This is a genomic window from Streptomyces sp. NPDC048514, assembly GCF_043199955.1.
In the GTDB taxonomy this organism is placed as follows: Bacteria; Actinomycetota; Actinomycetes; order Streptomycetales; family Streptomycetaceae; genus Streptomyces.
The window spans coordinates 151,125-168,272 of the sequence record NZ_JBICWT010000007.1; the positions used below are offsets into that span (position 1 = coordinate 151,125).

General features: G+C 71.1%; 11 protein-coding genes. 5 read left to right on the forward strand and 6 right to left on the reverse strand.

All coding sequences use genetic code 11. From position 1 onward, the window contains the following. Positions 1-214: 214 nt before the first annotated feature. The 4 genes from ACGFT2_RS17205 to ACGFT2_RS17220 all read right to left on the reverse strand — a co-directional run bounded on the left by ACGFT2_RS17205 (position 215) and on the right by ACGFT2_RS17220 (position 5,387). A complete protein-coding gene (locus ACGFT2_RS17205; RefSeq protein WP_393278689.1) occupies positions 215-1,831 on the reverse strand; it encodes an FAD-dependent oxidoreductase in 1,617 nt (538 codons plus the stop codon). Positions 1,832-1,876: 45 nt separating this feature from the next. Beyond that, complete coding sequence (glpK, locus tag ACGFT2_RS17210) at positions 1,877-3,415, reverse strand: glycerol kinase GlpK (RefSeq protein ID WP_393278691.1); 1,539 nt, start codon at positions 3,413-3,415, stop codon at positions 1,877-1,879. 70 nt (positions 3,416-3,485) lie between these two features. Beyond that, positions 3,486-4,280 carry an MIP/aquaporin family protein gene (locus ACGFT2_RS17215; protein WP_393278694.1) on the reverse strand — a complete coding sequence of 265 codons (795 nt, stop codon included), beginning with the start codon at positions 4,278-4,280 and terminating at the stop codon, positions 3,486-3,488. Between the two features lie 342 nt (positions 4,281-4,622). After that, positions 4,623-5,387, reverse strand: coding sequence for an IclR family transcriptional regulator (locus tag ACGFT2_RS17220; RefSeq protein ID WP_393278696.1), 765 nt, complete (start codon positions 5,385-5,387; stop codon positions 4,623-4,625). 324 nt (positions 5,388-5,711) lie between these two features. Here ACGFT2_RS17220 and metH point away from each other — a divergent pair, with 324 nt between their 5' ends. The 3 genes from metH to ACGFT2_RS17235 all read left to right on the forward strand — a co-directional run bounded on the left by metH (position 5,712) and on the right by ACGFT2_RS17235 (position 12,258). After that, the gene (metH, locus tag ACGFT2_RS17225; protein WP_393278698.1) at positions 5,712-9,227 is read left to right on the forward strand and encodes a methionine synthase; all 3,516 of its coding nucleotides are present in this window, start codon (positions 5,712-5,714) and stop codon (positions 9,225-9,227) included. A gap of 291 nt (positions 9,228-9,518) precedes the next feature. Next, positions 9,519-10,220, forward strand: coding sequence for an HAD family hydrolase (locus tag ACGFT2_RS17230; protein ID WP_393278700.1), 702 nt, complete (start codon positions 9,519-9,521; stop codon positions 10,218-10,220). A gap of 433 nt (positions 10,221-10,653) precedes the next feature. Next, positions 10,654-12,258 (forward strand): ABC transporter substrate-binding protein, encoded by a 1,605-nt coding sequence (locus tag ACGFT2_RS17235; RefSeq protein ID WP_393278702.1) that lies wholly within the window; start codon positions 10,654-10,656, stop codon positions 12,256-12,258. A 126-nt stretch (positions 12,259-12,384) separates the two neighbouring features. Here ACGFT2_RS17235 and ACGFT2_RS17240 read toward each other — a convergent pair whose 3' ends face one another. Both ACGFT2_RS17240 and ACGFT2_RS17245 read right to left on the reverse strand, forming a co-directional pair. Continuing rightward, positions 12,385-13,056 (reverse strand): response regulator transcription factor, encoded by a 672-nt coding sequence (locus ACGFT2_RS17240; RefSeq protein ID WP_353603008.1) that lies wholly within the window; start codon positions 13,054-13,056, stop codon positions 12,385-12,387. A gap of 81 nt (positions 13,057-13,137) precedes the next feature. Beyond that, a complete protein-coding gene (locus ACGFT2_RS17245) occupies positions 13,138-14,286 on the reverse strand; it encodes a RecB family exonuclease (RefSeq protein ID WP_393279204.1) in 1,149 nt (382 codons plus the stop codon). Between the two features lie 263 nt (positions 14,287-14,549). On the opposite strand from ACGFT2_RS17245, the gene ACGFT2_RS17250 reads away from it, so the two are divergent. Beyond that, a complete protein-coding gene (locus ACGFT2_RS17250) occupies positions 14,550-16,097 on the forward strand; it encodes a site-2 protease family protein (RefSeq protein ID WP_393278705.1) in 1,548 nt (515 codons plus the stop codon). Between the two features lie 38 nt (positions 16,098-16,135). Next, complete coding sequence (locus ACGFT2_RS17255; RefSeq protein WP_393278707.1) at positions 16,136-17,038, forward strand: tRNA (adenine-N1)-methyltransferase; 903 nt, start codon at positions 16,136-16,138, stop codon at positions 17,036-17,038. Positions 17,039-17,148 lie beyond the last annotated feature (110 nt).

A 17,148-nucleotide genomic window follows, 5' to 3' on the forward strand; every position in this document is an offset into this window, starting at 1 on the left:
CGCCTCGGCCGCCCGACTCACGGCGTGGACCGCGAGAAACGGCTCATCGGCGGGCGGTCCCGGGCATGCGGAGGGGACGGCTCCCCGGTGGACGCCGACCGGCGCCAGGCATGCGAAGGGGACGGCTCCACGGCGGGAACCGTCCCTCTCGCGTGCTGCGCGTGCTGCGCGTGCTGCGCGTGATCGCGGACCGCATGCGGCCCGCCGCGCCGGGCTACTTCTTGTCGAGGAGGTCCTGGACCTTCGCGCGGACCTCGTCCGTGGCCAGGCCCCGGATGGTCAGCGTGGTGCGGCGGCGCAGCACGTCGTCCGTCGTCTCGGCCCACTCGTGGTCGCGGGCCCAGACGACCTGCGCCCAGATCTCCGGGGCGTCGGGGTGGACGCGCTCGGCCAGTGCCGTGTCCTCGTTCGCCAGCCTGGCGATGTCGAAGGCCAGCGAGCCGTAGTGGGTGGCCAGGTGCTTGGCCGTGTCCGCGGACATGCGCGGGCCGGGCGCCGGGTGGTCCACCAGCAACCGGTGGGCGACCGCGCGCGGGTTGGCGACACCCGGCAGCGGCAGCTTCTTGGGCAGCGAGGAGATCGGCTCGAAGTCGTCGCCGAGCGGGTGACCCGGCAACGCCTCCAGCTTCTGCATCACCGTACGGCCGATGTGCCGGAACGTCGTCCACTTGCCGCCCGCGACCGACAGCATGCCGCCCTTGCCCTCGGTGACGACGGTCTCGCGCTTGGCCTTGGCGGTGTCGCCGGGACCGCCCGGCAGCACCCGCAGACCGGCGAAGGCATAGGTGATCAGCTCGCGCCGCAGCTGCTGGTCCCGGACGGAGAACGCGGCCTCGTCCAGGATCTGGGCTATGTCCTTCTCGTCGACGGACACGTCCGCCGGGTCGCCCTCGTACTGCTCGTCGGTGGTGCCCAGCAGCAGCATGTCCTCCCACGGCAGGGCGAAGGTGATGCGGTACTTGTCGATCGGGGTGGCCAGCGCCGCCTTCCACGGCGAGGTGCGCTTCAGCACCAGGTGCGCGCCCTTGGACAGCCGGATCGACGGCGCCGCGTCCGGGTCCTCCATCCGGCGCAGGTGGTCCACCCACGGGCCGGTCGCGTTCAGCACGAGACGGGCGTTGACGCCGAACTCGTCGCCGGACGTCCGGTCCCTCAGGTCGGCGCCCGTCACCCGGCCCCTGGTGAAGCGCAGCCCGGTGACCTCGGCGTGGTTGAGGACGACCGCGCCCGACTCGACGGCCGCGCGGACCGTCATCAGCGCCATGCGCGCGTCGTTCATCTGGTCGTCGCCGTACACCGCCACGGCCTTGAGGTTCTCGGTGCGCAGCTCGGGCACGTCCTGCGCCGCCTTGGCCGGCGACAGCAGGTGACCCACGCCGTCACCGAACGCGGAGAGCGCGGAGTAGGCGAAGACGCCCGCCCCGAGCTTCGCGGCGCCGTGCGGCCCGCCCTTGTACACGGGAAGGTAGAAGGTGAGCGGGTTCGCCAGGTGGGGGGCCACCTGGCGGGAGACCGCACGACGCTCGAAGTGGTTCTCCGCCACCAGCTTCACCGCGCCGGTCTGCAGGTAGCGCAGACCGCCGTGGAGCAGCTTGGAGGAGGCGGAGGAGGTGGCACCGGCGAAGTCGCCGGCGTCGACCAGGGCCACCCTCAGGCCGGACTGCGCGGCGTGCCAGGCGGTGGAGATGCCCAGGATGCCGCCGCCGATCACCAGAAGGTCGTACGACGCCTTGGAGAGCTGCTCCCTGGTCTCGGCCCGGCTCGGGTTGGAGCCGGAGGCCGGGTGCGTCCCCAGGGCAGGCACGGACTGCAGGGTGGACTGACTGGTCATGTCGGGTACTTACTCCTCGTCAGAGCTGTAGGGGCTCAGCTCAGCTCAGCTCTCGTCCTCGATCCAGCCCATGGTCCGGTCGACGGCCTTGAGCCAGCTCTTGTACTCACGGTCGCGGGTCTCCGCGTCCATGTGGGGGGTCCACTCGGCGGCCCGGCGCCAGTTGGCGCGCAGTTCGTCGGTGCTGGACCAGAAGCCGACGGCGAGACCGGCGGCGTAGGCGGCGCCGAGGCAGGTGGTCTCGGCGACCATCGGGCGCACCACCGGTGCGTCCAGGACGTCGGAGAGGGTCTGCATCAGCAGGTTGTTCGAGGTCATGCCGCCGTCGACCTTCAGGGTCACCAGCTCGTCGCCGGAGTCCTTGACCATGGCGTCCGCGATCTCCCGCGTCTGCCAGGCGGTGGCCTCCAGAACGGCGCGCGCGAGGTGCGCCTTGGTCACGTACCGGGTGAGACCGGCGATCACACCACGGGCGTCGGAGCGCCAGTGCGGGGCGAACAGGCCGGAGAAGGCCGGCACGAAGTAGGCGCCGCCGTTGTCCTCGACCGAGAGCGCGAGCGTCTCGATCTCGGCGGCGGTGGAGATCAGGCCCATCTGGTCGCGCATCCACTGCACCAGCGAGCCGGTGACGGCGATCGAGCCCTCCAGGGCGTACACCGTCGGCTGGTCACCGATCTTGTAGCCGACGGTGGTCAGCAGACCGGCGTAGGAATTGATGATCTTGGAGCCGGTGTTCATCACCATGAACGTGCCGGTGCCGTAGGTCGACTTGGTCTCGCCCTCGGAGAAGCAGGTCTGGCCGAACAGGGCCGCCTGCTGGTCGCCGAGCGCGGAGGCGACCGGAATACCGCCGAGCAGGTCGCCCAGCTTGCCGCCGGTGACCTCGCCGTAGACCTCGGCGGAGGGGCGGATCTCGGGGAGGATCTGCATCGGCACGCCGATGGACTCGGCGATCTTCGGGTCCCACGCCATGGTGTGCAGGTTCATGAGCATGGTGCGGGAGGCGTTGGTGACGTCGGTGACGTGCTTGCCGCCGTTGACACCGCCGGTCAGGTTCCAGATGACCCAGCTGTCCATGGTGCCGAAGAGGATGTCTCCCGCCTCGGCGCGCTCCTGGAGGCCGTCGACGTTGTCGAGCAGCCAGCGGGCCTTGGGGCCGGCGAAGTAGGCGGCCAGCGGGAGTCCGGTCTCGCGGCGGAACCGGTCCTGGCCGACGTTGCGGCCCAGCTCCCGGCACAGGGCGTCGGTGCGGGTGTCCTGCCAGACGATGGCGTTGTGGACGGGCTCACCGGTGTTCTTGTCCCACAGCACGGTGGTCTCGCGCTGGTTGGTGATGCCGATGGCCTTGATGTCGTCGCGGGTGATGCCGGCCTTCTCGACGGCTCCGGCGACGACTTCCTGGACGTTCGTCCAGATCTCGTTGGCGTTGTGCTCGACCCAGCCCGGCTTCGGGAAGATCTGCTCGTGCTCCTTCTGGTCGACGGAGACGATCCGGCCGTCCCGGTCGAAGACGATGCAGCGCGAGGAGGTGGTGCCCTGGTCGATCGCCGCGATGAACGGGCCTGCGGTGTGGGCGTCGGTCACTGTGTGCTCCTGAAAGATCCGTGGTGATGGGGCTTTACGTACGGCGCGTGCGGGAGGTCCGCGGTGCTTCTCAGGCGAATGCGACGTTGTAGATGCCTGCAGCGATGGCGCCGCCGATCAGCGGACCGACCACCGGGATCCAGGCGTAGCTCCAGTCGGAACCGCCCTTGTTGGGCAGGGGCAGCAGGGCGTGGACGATGCGCGGGCCGAGGTCACGGGCCGGGTTGATCGCGTAGCCCGTGGGGCCGCCGAGCGAGAGGCCGATGGACACCACCACGAGCGCGGTGATCAGGCCGCCCATGATGCCGAGACCGTTGCCCGAGTCGTTGAGACCCTGGGTGAGGACCGCGAGGATCAGCACCACGGTGCCGATGATCTCCGTGGCCAGGTTCTGCACCACGTTCCGGATCTCGGGACCGGTGGAGAAGACGCCGAGGACCGGTCCGGCGCCCTTCTCCTGGGCCTCGACCGCCTTGGCCGTGGTGGCCTGGGCGCCGGGTCCGCCGACGATCTCCTTGTCGGTCAGGTGCGCGTGGAACTGGCCGTAGTAGGCCACCCAGACCAGGGCCGCGCCGATCATCGCGCCGAGCAGCTGGCCGGCGAAGTAGGTCGGAACGTTGGTCCAGGAGCCGTCCTTGATCGCCAGGGCGACCGTGACGGCGGGGTTGAGGTGGGCACCGGAGAGAGGTCCGGATATGTAGACGGCCGTCATGACGGCGAAGCCCCACCCGAAGGCGATGGCGAGCCAGCCGGCGTTACGGGCCTTGGAGGCCTTCAGCGTCACGGCGGCGCAGACGCCACCGCCGAGCAGGATGAGTATGGCGGTACCGATGGTCTCGCCGATGAAGATGTCGGAGCTGGACACCCGCGACTCCTTTGTCCTTCGTCCAGGGGTAGCCGAACCCCGGGTCCCTCCGGGGGTCTGGCGCCCTCAGGGGGTGAGAGCGATGAGCTGGCCCTTGGCGTTGTCACACTCTAGCGCGTATTGCCGGTAGGTGTTCGACAATGCCGACCGATGGACGGGAGTCTTGCTTCGGCGTTACGCGTGCGTCAAGAGTTCTGTTATCGAATGCAGGATCGTTATTGATCGCTGCCGGTTATCGCTCTTCATCAGCTGACGTACCTTCTCGTCCGATATGTCCATTTCAGGGTAGGGCGAGAACCGGAACGCCGCCCGGCGTCCCGGTCGTCCCCCCGGGGGCTGTCCTCAGAAGCGGCCCGCGCCCAGGTCCCTGGACACGGCGCGGGCGCAGTCGCGCACCGCGGCGACCAGTTCGGGGCGCAGCTCGCCCTCCCGGCACAGCCGCTCCACGGCACCGGTGATGCCGACCGCGCCCACCGGCATGCGGCGCCGGTCGTGGATGGGTGCGGCGATCGACGCCACCCCCTCCCAGGTCTCCTCCACGTCGGCCGCGTAACCACGCGCGCGCGTGACGTCCAGGAGATGCTCGAAGTCGCCCCCGTCGCACACCGTGCGATCCGTGAAGGCCTTCCGGTCGCTGTCCAGCGCCTCGCTGTGCGCCACCGGGTCGTACGCCGAGATCACCTTGCCGAGCGCCGTGGAGTGCAGCGGCTGCATGGCCCCGATCTCCAGCACCTGCCGGCTGTCGTCGGGCCGGAAGACGTGGTGCACGATCAGCACGCCCTGCTGGTGCAGGACGCCCAGGTGCACGCTCTCCCCGCTGGAGCGGGCCAGGTCGTCCGTCCACACCAGGGCCCGCGCCCGCAGCTCGTGCACGTCCAGATAGGTGGTGCCGAGGCGCAGCAGCTCAGCACCCAGCTGATAGCGCCCGGAGGCGTCGTCCTGCTCCACGAACCCCTCCTGCTGGAGGGTGCGCAGGATGCCGTGGGCGGTGCCCTTGGCGAGACCCAGCGACGAGGCGATGTCCGACAGGCCGAGCCGTCGTTCGCCGCCCGCGAGCAGCCGCAGCATCGCGGCCGCCCGTTCGAGCGACTGGATGTTCCGTGCCATCGCCGTCCTGCCTCCGTCCCCTTCGACTGCCGACGAACGCCGGCCGGCGCGCCATGTGCCGACCCTGTCGTACACCGCAGCACGTCTCATACCGTCGTTCGGCAATGTCGAACACTACCGGTCCATGTCGACCGCCCGCTAATGGTCGGTCGACTCCTGTTACATCACACGCGACCCGAGTGAGGCGCGAGGGCCACCCGAGTCCGCCTCGTGGACGCCGCTGCCCATCCAAGCCGACTCCCGGTTACGCTGGCGCCGTGCGGCATCACCGCCCGTCAGGGCAACCGCATAGCCGACAGCCGTCGCACTCCAGGGAGCCCCTTCATGGCCTCGTCGCCAACGTCCCCCTCCGCCGACAGCCGGACCCGCGTGTCCGCGCTCCGAGAGGCACTCGCCACCCGAGTGGTGGTCGCCGACGGAGCCATGGGCACCATGCTCCAGGCCCAGGAGCCCACCCTCGACGACTTCCAGCAGCTCGAAGGCTGCAACGAGATCCTCAACATCACCCGCCCCGACATCGTCCGCTCCGTCCACGAGGCGTACTACGCCGTGGGTGTCGACTGCGTCGAGACCAACACCTTCGGGGCCAACCACTCCGCGCTCGGCGAGTACGACATCCCCGAACGCGTCCACGAGCTGTCCGAGGCCGGCGCCCGGGTGGCCCGCGAGGTCGCCGACGAGTTCACCGCCGGCGACGGCCGCCCCCGCTGGGTCCTCGGCTCCATGGGCCCCGGCACCAAGCTCCCCACCCTCGGCCACGCCCCCTACACCACCCTGCGCGACGCCTACCAGCGCAACGCCGAGGGCCTCATCGCCGGCGGCGCCGACGCGCTGCTCGTGGAGACCACGCAGGACCTGCTGCAGACCAAGGCCGCCGTCCTCGGCGCACGCCGCGGCCTCGACGCCCTCGGCCTCGACGTGCCGGTCATCGTGTCGGTGACCGTCGAGACCACCGGCACCATGCTGCTCGGCTCCGAGATCGGCGCGGCCCTCACCGCGCTGGAACCCCTCGGCATCGACATGATCGGCCTGAACTGCGCCACCGGCCCGGCCGAGATGAGCGAGCACCTGCGCTACCTCGCCCGCAACGCCCGCATCCCGCTGTCCTGCATGCCCAACGCGGGCCTGCCGGTCCTCGGCAAGGACGGCGCCCACTACCCGCTGACCGCACCCGAGCTGGCCGACGCCCAGGAGACCTTCGTCCGCGAGTACGGCCTCTCGCTCATCGGCGGCTGCTGCGGCACCACCCCCGAGCACCTGCGCCAGGTCGTCGAACGCGTCCGGGACGTCACCCCCACCGAGCGCGACCCGCGCCCCGAAGCCGGCGCGGCCTCCCTCTACCAGTCCGTCCCCTTCCGGCAGGACACCTCCTACCTGGCCATCGGCGAGCGCACCAACGCCAACGGCTCCAAGAAGTTCCGCGAGGCCATGCTCGAGGGCCGCTGGGACGACTGCGTGGAGATGGCGCGGGAGCAGATCCGTGAGGGCGCGCACCTGCTCGACCTCTGCGTCGACTACGTCGGCCGCGACGGCGTCGCCGACATGGAGGAGCTGGCCGGCCGCTTCGCCACCGCCTCCACCCTGCCGATCGTGCTGGACTCCACCGAGGTCGACGTCATCCGGGCGGGCCTGGAGAAGCTCGGCGGCCGCGCGGTGATCAACTCGGTGAACTACGAGGACGGCGACGGTCCGGACTCCCGGTTCGCCAAGGTCACCAGGCTCGCCCAGGAACACGGCGCCGCCCTGATCGCGCTGACCATCGACGAGGAGGGGCAGGCCCGCACCCCCGAGAAGAAGGTCGAGATCGCCGAACGGCTGATCGACGACCTGAGCGGGAACTGGGGCATCCGCGAGGAGGACATCCTCGTCGACACCCTCACCTTCACCATCTGCACCGGCCAGGAGGAGTCCCGCGGGGACGGCGTCGCCACCATCGAGGCGATCCGCGAGCTGAAGCGGCGGCACCCGGACGTACAGACCACCCTGGGCCTGTCCAACATCTCCTTCGGCCTCAACCCGGCCGCCCGCATCCTGCTGAACTCCGTCTTCCTGGACGAGTGCGTCAAGGCGGGCCTGGACTCGGCCATCGTGCACGCCTCCAAGATCCTGCCGATCGCCCGGTTCAGCGAGGAAGAGGTCGGCACGGCCCTGGACCTGATCTACGACCGCCGTGCGGAGGGCTACGACCCGCTGCAGAAGCTGATGGCCCTGTTCGAGGGGGCGACGGCGAAGTCGCTGAAGGCGGGCAAGGCCGAGGAGCTGGCGGCCCTGCCGCTGGACGAGCGGCTGAAGCGGCGGATCATCGACGGCGAGAAGAACGGCCTGGAGGCGGACCTCGACGCCGCCCTGCAGGACCGCCCCGCCCTCGACATCGTCAACGAGACCCTGCTCGACGGCATGAAGGTCGTCGGTGAGCTGTTCGGCTCCGGCCAGATGCAGCTGCCGTTCGTCCTGCAGTCCGCCGAGGTCATGAAGACCGCCGTCGCCCACCTCGAGCCGCACATGGAGAAGTCGGACGCCGAGGGCAAGGGCACGATCGTGCTGGCGACCGTGCGCGGCGACGTGCACGACATCGGCAAGAACCTCGTCGACATCATCCTCTCCAACAACGGCTACAACGTCGTGAACCTCGGCATCAAGCAGCCCGTCTCCGCGATCCTGGAGGCCGCCGAGGAGCACCGGGCCGACGTCATCGGCATGTCCGGACTCCTGGTGAAGTCCACGGTGATCATGAAGGAGAACCTGGAGGAGCTGAACCAGCGCGGCCTCGCCGTCCGCTTCCCGGTCATCCTCGGCGGCGCCGCCCTGACCCGCGCCTACGTCGAACAGGACCTGCACGAGGTCTACGAGGGCGAGGTCCGCTACGCCCGCGACGCCTTCGAGGGACTGCGCCTGATGGACGCCCTCATCGGCGTCAAGCGGGGTGTGCCGGGCGCGAAACTGCCCGAACTCAAGCAGCGCCGGGTCCGGGCGACCGCAGCCGTCGAGGTCGAGGAGCGCCCGCAGGAGGGCCACGTCCGCTCCGACGTCGCCACCGACAACCCCGTCCCCACCCCGCCCTTCCGGGGCACCCGCGTCATCAAGGGCATCCAGCTCAAGGAGTACGCGAGCTGGCTGGACGAGGGCGCCCTGTTCAAGGGCCAGTGGGGACTCAAGCAGGCCCGCACCGGCGAGGGACCGACGTACGAGGAACTGGCCGAGACCGAGGGCCGCCCCCGGCTGCGCGGACTGCTCGACCGGCTCCAGACCGAGAACATGCTCGAAGCGGCCGTCGTCTACGGCTACTTCCCCTGCGTCTCCAAGGACGACGACCTGATCATCCTGGACGACCAGGGCAACGAGCGCACCCGCTTCACCTTCCCGCGCCAGCGCCGCGGCCGCCGCCTGTGCCTGGCCGACTTCTTCCGCCCGGAGGAGTCGGGGGAGCAGGACGTGGTCGGCTTCCAGGTCGTCACCGTCGGCTCGCGCATCGGCGAGGAGACCGCCAAGCTCTTCGAGGCCAACGCCTACCGCGACTACCTCGAACTGCACGGCCTGTCCGTCCAGTTGGCCGAGGCACTCGCCGAGTACTGGCACGCCCGCGTCCGCGCCGAACTCGGCTACGCCGGCGAGGACCCGGCCGACATCGAGGACATGTTCGCCCTCAAGTACCGGGGCGCCCGCTTCTCCCTCGGCTACGGCGCCTGCCCCGACCTGGAGGACCGCGCGAAGATCGCCGACCTGCTCCAGCCCGAGCGGATCGGCGTCCAGCTGTCCGAGGAGTTCCAGCTCCATCCCGAGCAGTCCACGGACGCCATCGTGATCCACCACCCGGAGGCGAAGTACTTCAACGCCCGCTGACCCCCCCCCGAGGCCCCGGAGTCCCCTCCGAGGGCCCTCGGAGGAGGCGCACGGCGCGGCGGCACCCGTGCGCGGCGGCACCCGTGCGCGGCGGCACCCGTGCGCGGCGGCACCCGTGCGCGGCGCGGAAGGCCCCCTGAGCCGCGCCGGAAGGCGTTCGCGACGGGTGTGACCCCGGCCATGAGTGACGAACGAGGCGCTCCGGACGCCGGAGACGTACACTGGTCGGTCCACTGCAGGCCGGTTCCCGCCCGGGAACCGGCCTGATCGCCCCTCAAGGAGGTGCGCCGGATGACCAGCACGGTCCCCGCGCTCGGAACCCGAACGGCCGAAGGCTCCGCCCTGCAGGCGGTGCTCCTCGACATGGACGGCACCCTCGTCGACACCGAGGGCTTCTGGTGGGACGTCGAGGTCGAGGTCTTCGCCGCCCTCGGCCACGCCCTGGACGAGTCCTGGCGGCACGTCGTGGTCGGCGGCCCCATGACCCGCAGCGCCGGCTTCCTCATCGAGGCCACCGGCGCCGACATCACGCTCGCCGAACTCTCCGTGCTGCTCAACGACGGCTTCGAGGACCGCATCGGCCACACCCTGCCCCTGATGCCCGGCGCCGCCCGGCTGCTCGCCGAACTCCACGAGCACGCCATCCCCACCGCCCTGGTCTCCGCCTCCCACCGCCGCATCATCGACCGCGTACTGACCGTGCTGGGCCCGCACCACTTCGACCTGTCCATCGCCGGCGACGAGGTCTCGCGCACCAAGCCCTTCCCGGACCCGTACCTGCTCGCGGCCGCCAAGCTGGGCGCGGATCCGGCCAGATGCGCCGTCGTCGAGGACACCGCGACCGGCGTCGCCGCCGCCGAGGCCGCGGGCTGCCGGGTGGTCGCCATCCCCTCCATCGCCCCGATCACGCCGGCCGAGGGCCGCACCGTCGTCACCTCCCTGGAAGAGGTCGACCTGGCATTTCTCCACCGCTTGATGACGGAAATGCGCTAGCCGTTCACCCAGCGTGCAAATCACATTGTCAGGGTTGGACAAAATTCCGGGAGAGTACACCCCGTGGAATTCCGAACCGGTCGTCCGGTCGAAATTCCGCTGACTCCCCGCACAGTTAGGCGTGTGACGTTCCCCACTCCGGCGGCCCTCGACAACGTTGCCCGGCTGTGCCGACCGACCGTGTCGGGCCTCGATCGCCGGGCCCTTGTGTCCCGATTGATGGGAAGCTGCACTAATCCTGCCGCTGTCGGGTTTTCGGTGCGTCCACACCCGGTTCCACTGCGTGATGGGGGCTCAACTCACGCGGCTGCGAACCCTCCTGCGGACGCGGACTAACCTCGTCGCGAGAACATCGCCGCAACCCCCCGTGAACCGCCGCACCACCCATGCATGCCGGTTACACGGACCCGAACAGCTCTGGAGAAACTCCCGCATGAACCGCAAGACTTTGGTGCTGCCGGCGGTGGCCGGCCTGCTCACCCCGGTTCTCGCCGCGTGCGGCGGATCCGACAGCGGGAGCAAGAGCGGCGACGCCATCGTCGTCGGCACCACGGACCGGTTCACCGCCACCTCGGACGCTCCCGCCCCCCTCGACCCCGCCTACGCCTACGACGTCGGCACCTGGAACATCCTGCGCCAGAGCGTGCAGACCCTGATGGCCCAGCCCAAGGGCGAGGGCGACCCCGTCCCGGACGCCGCCGAGAGCTGCACCTTCACCGACAGCGGCAGCGAGCGCTACGCCTGCAAGCTGCGCGAGGGGCTCCAGTTCGCCAGTGGTGACCCGGTGACCGCCGCGGACGTCAAGTACTCCATCGAGCGTGCGCTGCGCATCAACGCCGACAGCGGTGTCTCCGCCCTGCTGAACACGATCGACACCATCGAGACACAGGGCGACCGCGAGGTGATCTTCCACCTCAAGACGGCCGACGCCACCTTCCCGTACAAGCTGTCCACTCCGGTCGCGGGCATCGTCAACCCGAAGGACTACCAGAAGGACAAGCTGCGCGACGGCTTCGCGCTGGACGGCTCCGGCCCCTACACCTTCAAGGCCGACGTCAAGGACGACGCGATCGTCAGCGCCACCTTCACCAAGAACCCCTCGTACAAGGGCAGCGTGACGGTCAACAACGACGCGGTCGAACTGCGCGCCTTCCAGGACGCGGACGCCATGGGCGCCGCGGTCGACAAGGGCGACATCGACGTCATGACCCGCACCATGTCGCCCGCGCAGATCCAGAAGCTGGACGGCGGCTCCGACAACCAGGTCGACCTGGTCGACATGCCGGGCCTCGAGATCCGCTACCTGGCCTTCAACACCGACGCGCCCTCCGTGAAGAGCAAGGCCGTACGCCAGGCCATGGCCCAGATCGTCAACCGCGGCGAACTGGTCTCCAAGGTCTACGGCACCCAGGCCGAACCGCTCTACTCCCTGGTCCCGGCGACCGTCACGGGCCACTCCAACTCGTTCTTCAACAAGTACGGCAACCCCAGCGTCGCCAAGGCCAAGAGCCTGCTCGACAAGGCCGGCATCACCACCCCGGTCAAGCTGACCCTGCACTACACCACCGACCACTACGGCTCGGCCACCAAGCAGGAGTTCCAGATCCTGCAGAAGCAGCTCAGCGGCAGCGGCCTGTTCGACGTCTCCATCCAGGGCCACCCCTGGGCCACCTTCCGCCCCGCGGAGCAGAAGGGCCAGTACGACGCCTACGGCATGGGCTGGTTCCCCGACTTCCCGGACGCCGACAACTTCCTGGCGCCCTTCCTCGACAAGGACAACTTCCTCGGCTCGCCGTACGACAACAACACCATTCAGCACTCCCTGATCCCGCAGTCCCGCCGCTCGGCCGACCGCCTCGGCGCCGCCAACAGCCTGACGGAGATCCAGGACCTCGTCGCCGACGACGTACCCGTCCTGCCGCTGTGGCAGGGCAAGCAGTACGTCGCCGCACGGGACGACATCACGGGCGTCGCCTACGCCCTCAACTCCTCCTCGACCCTGCAGCTGTGGGAGCTCGGCCGCGGAGTGAGCGGCTGACACCGGCACGGTGACACCGGCACGCCGAAGGGCGCCCCTCCCCATCCGGGAGGGGCGCCCTTCGCCGTCGTACCGGTACCTGCCGCAGGACCCGCCCGCCCGCCCGTTCCGGCACGGCGGCAGGGCCTACTGCGCGCCGGGGCGCACCAGGCCGCTCTCGTACGCGTACACCGCGGCCTGCACACGGTCCCTGAGGCCCAGTTTGGTGAGCACGTGACCCACGTGGGTCTTCACCGTCGTCTCGCTGACGAACAGATCGGCCGCGATCTCCGCGTTGGACAGCCCGCGCGCCACCAGCTTCAGCACCTCCACCTCACGGTCGGTGAGGGTGTGCAGGGTGTCCGGCACCGGCTCCTCGCCCGAGGGAAGATGCGTGGCGTACTTGTCCAGCAGCCGGCGGGTGATGCTCGGCGCGAGCAGGGCCTCGCCGGCCGCCACCACCCGGATCGCCTGCACCAGCTCGTCGGCGGGCGCGTCCTTCAGCAGAAAGCCGCTGGCCCCCGCCCGCAGCGCCTCCACGACGTACTCGTCCAGGTCGAACGTGGTCAGCACGAGCACCTTGGCCGGGCCGTCCCGCCCGGGACCGGTGATCTGCCGGGTCGCCTCGACCCCGTCCATCCGCGGCATCCGGATGTCCATGAGTACGACGTCCGGCTGCAGGGCCCGGACCTGATCCAGGGCCTGCAGACCGTCACCGGCCTCGCCGACGACCGCGATGTCCTGCTCGGCCTCCAGAATCATGCGGAACCCGGTACGCAGCAGCGGCTGGTCGTCGACCAGTAGGACGCGGATGGCCACGTGACACTCCTTCGCTAGTCCGGCCCCATTCTGCACTGCGCACGTTTCCGGGCTCGCCCCCGGGGCGCGGCCGGGACCGGCTCACCCGGTGGCGGAACCGGGCGCCCGGACCGGCAGCGGGTAGGGCGGGGGAGTGCCGCCGAACTCCGGGCAGTGCGCCTGGTGGTCGCACCAGCCGCACAGCTTGGTCGGCCGGGGCCGCCAGACCCCCGTCTCCGTGGCCTGCCGGATGGCCTCCCACAGTGCGTGCAGCTTCCGCTCCACCCGCTCCAGATCGGCGAGGACGGGGTCGTACGTCAGCACGTCCCCGCTGCCGAGGTAGACCAGCTGGAGCCGGCGCGGGATCACCCGCTTCAGCCGCCACACGACCAGGGCGTAGAACTTCATCTGGAACAGGGCACCCTCGGCGTACTCCGGGCGGGGTGCCTTCCCCGTCTTGTAGTCGACGATCCGCACGTCGCCGGTCGGCGCCACGTCGACCCGGTCGATGATGCCGCGCAGCCGCAGCCCCGACTCCAGCTCGGCCTCGACGAACAGCTCCCGCTCGGCCGGCTCCAGGCGCGTGGGGTCCTCCAGGGTGAACCAGCGCTCCACGAGCCGCTCGGCCTCCTCGAGCCAGCGCGCCAGGCGCCCGCCCTCGGGATCACCGGCGAACAACTCGGTCAGCTCCGGCCGGCTCTCGCGCAGCCGGTCCCACTGTCCCGGGACGAGCGCCTTGGCCCGCGGCGCGGTCCGCTCCCCGGCGGGCGCGTCGAAGAGCCGCTCCAGCACGGCGTGCACCAGCGTGCCCCGGGTCGCGGCCTCGCTCGGCTTCTCCGGCAGCCGGTCGATCACCCGGAAGCGGTACAGCAACGGGCACTGCATGAAGTCACTGGCCCGGGAGGGAGACAGCGAGCTGGGCGCGACGGCGACCCGCCCACCGACGACCCCGTCCCGGTCCCCGCCGGCGCCACCCGCCCCAGCGCCGCCCGCGGCCGTGCCGTCCGGTTCCGCGCGCCCTGCGGTGGCGGTGCCGTCCGGTTCCGCGCGCCCTGCGGTGGCGGTGCCGTCCGGATCCGCATGCCCTGCGGTGGCCGTGCCTTCCGCCTCGGCGCCGCCCGCGGTTTCCGGGGCCGCGCCATCCGCGGTGGCCGCGCGGGCCACCGGCTCTGTGGCCGGGGGCGTCGAGGGGCTCGGCGTGCTCGCCGGGGCGGGCCGCTCCGGCCCGGCCGGCGTCGGCTGTGAAGGGATCGCCGGATCCGTCCGCCCGGCCGTGCCCGCGGGCGCGTCCGCGTCGCCCGGCAGGGCGCCCGCCTCCTCGATGCTGCTGTCCATGCCCACAGACCTTACGGCCCACCACCGACAGTGAGCCGGTCGCCGCCCGCATCGGCCGCACGACCGCGGGGCAAACACAAGGGGTGCCGGGGCGAAACGTGCCGCCACGGCCGCATACCATCGACCAGAGACCCTTCCGCCCGGGCAGGCGCGGAAGACGCTTCGAACGAGGGGACACCGTGGACGTGAGCGGCGGGAGCGGGCAGCCGCGGTCCGGCAACGACGAGCCGGCCGAGCACCCCGCAGGTCCTACGGCCCCGGCGACCGGCCCCACCGACCACACCGGGCCGGAGCCCGCACGCCGCGAGGAACCGGCCCCTCCCCAGCAGCCGCCCCCCGGGGACCGGTCCCCGGACGGCGACGACGACACCCCGGCGGCCACCCACCGGCCGCCCGGCCGCCCCGGTCCCGCCGGCCCCGGCGACATTCCCACCGGCCCCGGCGAGCCTCCCACCGGCACCACCACCCACTCCGGTCACCCGGAACCTTCCGATCACCCCGATCACCCCGATCACCGGTCCCTCGCCCACTCCGGCATCGCCAAGGGCCCGCCGCCCCGGCCGCGGCCCAAAGAGCCCGGCGGCGGCATCCTCATGGGCCGTCCCTTCGGCGTCCCCGTCTACGTGGCCCCCAGCTGGTTCCTCGTCGCCGCCCTGATCACCTGGGTCTTCGGCGGCCAGCTCGACCGCGTGCTGCCCGAACTGGGCGCCGCCCGCTACCTGGTCTCCCTCTTCTTCGCGGTCGCCTTCTACGCATCCGTCCTGGTCCACGAACTGGCCCACACGGTTGCCGCGATCCGCTTCAAACTCCCGGTCCGCCGCATCCAGCTGCAGTTCTTCGGCGGCGTCTCCGAGATCGAGAAAGAGGCCGAGACCCCGGGCCGCGAGTTCGTCCTGGCCTTCGTCGGACCCCTGCTCTCCCTCGTCCTGGCCGGCCTGTTCTACCTCGCCATGAAGCCCGTCGAGGCCGGCACCGTCCCCGGCGTGCTGCTGGCCGGACTGATGGTCTCCAACCTCATCGTCGCGATCTTCAACCTCCTGCCCGGCCTGCCCCTCGACGGCGGCCGCATGCTCCGCGCCGTCGTCTGGAAGATCACCGGCAGGCCCATGAGCGGCACCGTCGCCGCCGCCTGGGTCGGCCGCGCCCTCGCCGTCAGCGTCCTGATCGGCCTGCCGCTGCTCAACCAGTCCGGTGCCCTCGGCGGCGGCGGCGAGGACACGGGCGGCATGGACACCGTCACCGACGCCCTGCTCGCCGCCATCCTGGCCGCGATCATCTGGACCGGCGCCGGCAACAGCCTGCGCATGGCCCGGCTGCGCGAACACCTCCCCGAACTGCGTGCCCGCAACCTGACCCGACGCGCCGTACCGGTCGAGACCGACACCCCGCTCTCCGAAGCCCTGCGCCGCGCCAACGCCGCCGGCGCCCGCGCCCTGGTCGTCGTCGACGCCGACGGCCACCCCCTCTCCCTCGTCCGCGAGGCCGCCATCGTCGGCGTACCCGAACACCGCCGGCCCTGGGTCGTCGTCAGCGGCCTGGCCCAGGACCTGACCGACGGCATGCGCGTCTCCGCCGAGCTCGCCGGGGAGGAACTGCTGGACACCCTGCGCGCCACCCCCGCCACCGAGTACCTGGTCGTCGAGCAGACCGGCGAGATCTACGGCGTCCTGTCCGCCGCGGACGTCGAGCGCGCCTTCGTGAAGGCCATGGCCAGGCCCACCCCGTAGTGGTCGGCGGCCCCGGCAAAGGCCGGTAGTCTGTTCACATGTCCGAACCGACCGGTGCCGCCCGCAGGCGCGGGCCCTTCAAGGTCGGGGACCAGGTACAGCTGACCGACCCCAAGGGCCGCCACTACACGTTCACGCTCGAAGCCGGGAAGAACTTCCACACCCACAAGGGCTCCTTCCCGCACGACGAACTGATCGGCGCTCCCGAGGGCAGCGTTGTCCGCACCACCGGCAACGTCGCCTACCTCGCGCTGCGCCCCCTGCTCCCCGACTACGTCCTGTCCATGCCCCGCGGGGCGGCCGTCGTCTACCCCAAGGACGCGGGGCAGATCCTGGCCTTCGCCGACATCTTCCCCGGCGCACGCGTCGTGGAGGCGGGCGTCGGCTCCGGCTCGCTCAGCAGCTTCCTGCTGCGGGCCATCGGCGACCAGGGCATGCTGCACTCCTACGAGCGGCGCGAGGACTTCGCGGAGATCGCGCAGCAGAACGTGGAGCGCTACTTCGGCGGCCCGCACCCCGCCTGGCAGCTCACCGTCGGCGACCTCCAGGACAACCTGTCCGACACCGACGTCGACCGCGTCATCCTCGACATGCTCGCCCCCTGGGAATGCCTGGAGGCCGTCTCCAAGGCGCTCGTCCCGGGCGGCATCGTCTGCTGCTACGTGGCCACCACCACCCAGCTCGCCCGGACCGTGGAGTCCATCCGTGAGATCGGCTGCTTCAACGAGCCGACCGCCTGGGAGACCATGATCCGCAACTGGCACATCGAGGGTCTGGCCGTCCGCCCCGACCACCGGATGATCGGCCACACCGGCTTCCTGCTCACCGCCCGCCGCCTCGCGGACGGCGTCGAGCCGCCCATGCGCCGCCGCCGCCCCGCCAAGGGCGCCTACGGCGAGGACTACGCCGGACCCAACGCCGACGGCGGCACCGGCCGCTGACCGGCCACACACGCCACAACGTGACAGCGCCGTGGGGGGGGGGGGGGGGGGGGGGGGGGGGGGGGTGTGACCGGGGGGGGGGGGGGGGGGGGGGGCCCCCGGGGGGGCGC

Excerpts from the sequence above, each read along its gene's own strand:
- ACGFT2_RS17255 (WP_393278707.1), top strand. The coding sequence starts at position 16,136 with ATGTCCGAACCGACCGGTGCCGCCCGCAGGCGCGGGCCCTTCAAGGTC.
- ACGFT2_RS17205 (WP_393278689.1), bottom strand. The coding sequence starts at position 1,831 with ATGACCAGTCAGTCCACCCTGCAGTCCGTGCCTGCCCTGGGGACGCAC.
- ACGFT2_RS17235 (WP_393278702.1), top strand. The coding sequence starts at position 10,654 with ATGAACCGCAAGACTTTGGTGCTGCCGGCGGTGGCCGGCCTGCTCACC.
- metH (WP_393278698.1), top strand. The coding sequence starts at position 5,712 with ATGGCCTCGTCGCCAACGTCCCCCTCCGCCGACAGCCGGACCCGCGTG.
- ACGFT2_RS17230 (WP_393278700.1), top strand. The coding sequence starts at position 9,519 with ATGACCAGCACGGTCCCCGCGCTCGGAACCCGAACGGCCGAAGGCTCC.
- ACGFT2_RS17220 (WP_393278696.1), bottom strand. The coding sequence starts at position 5,387 with ATGGCACGGAACATCCAGTCGCTCGAACGGGCGGCCGCGATGCTGCGG.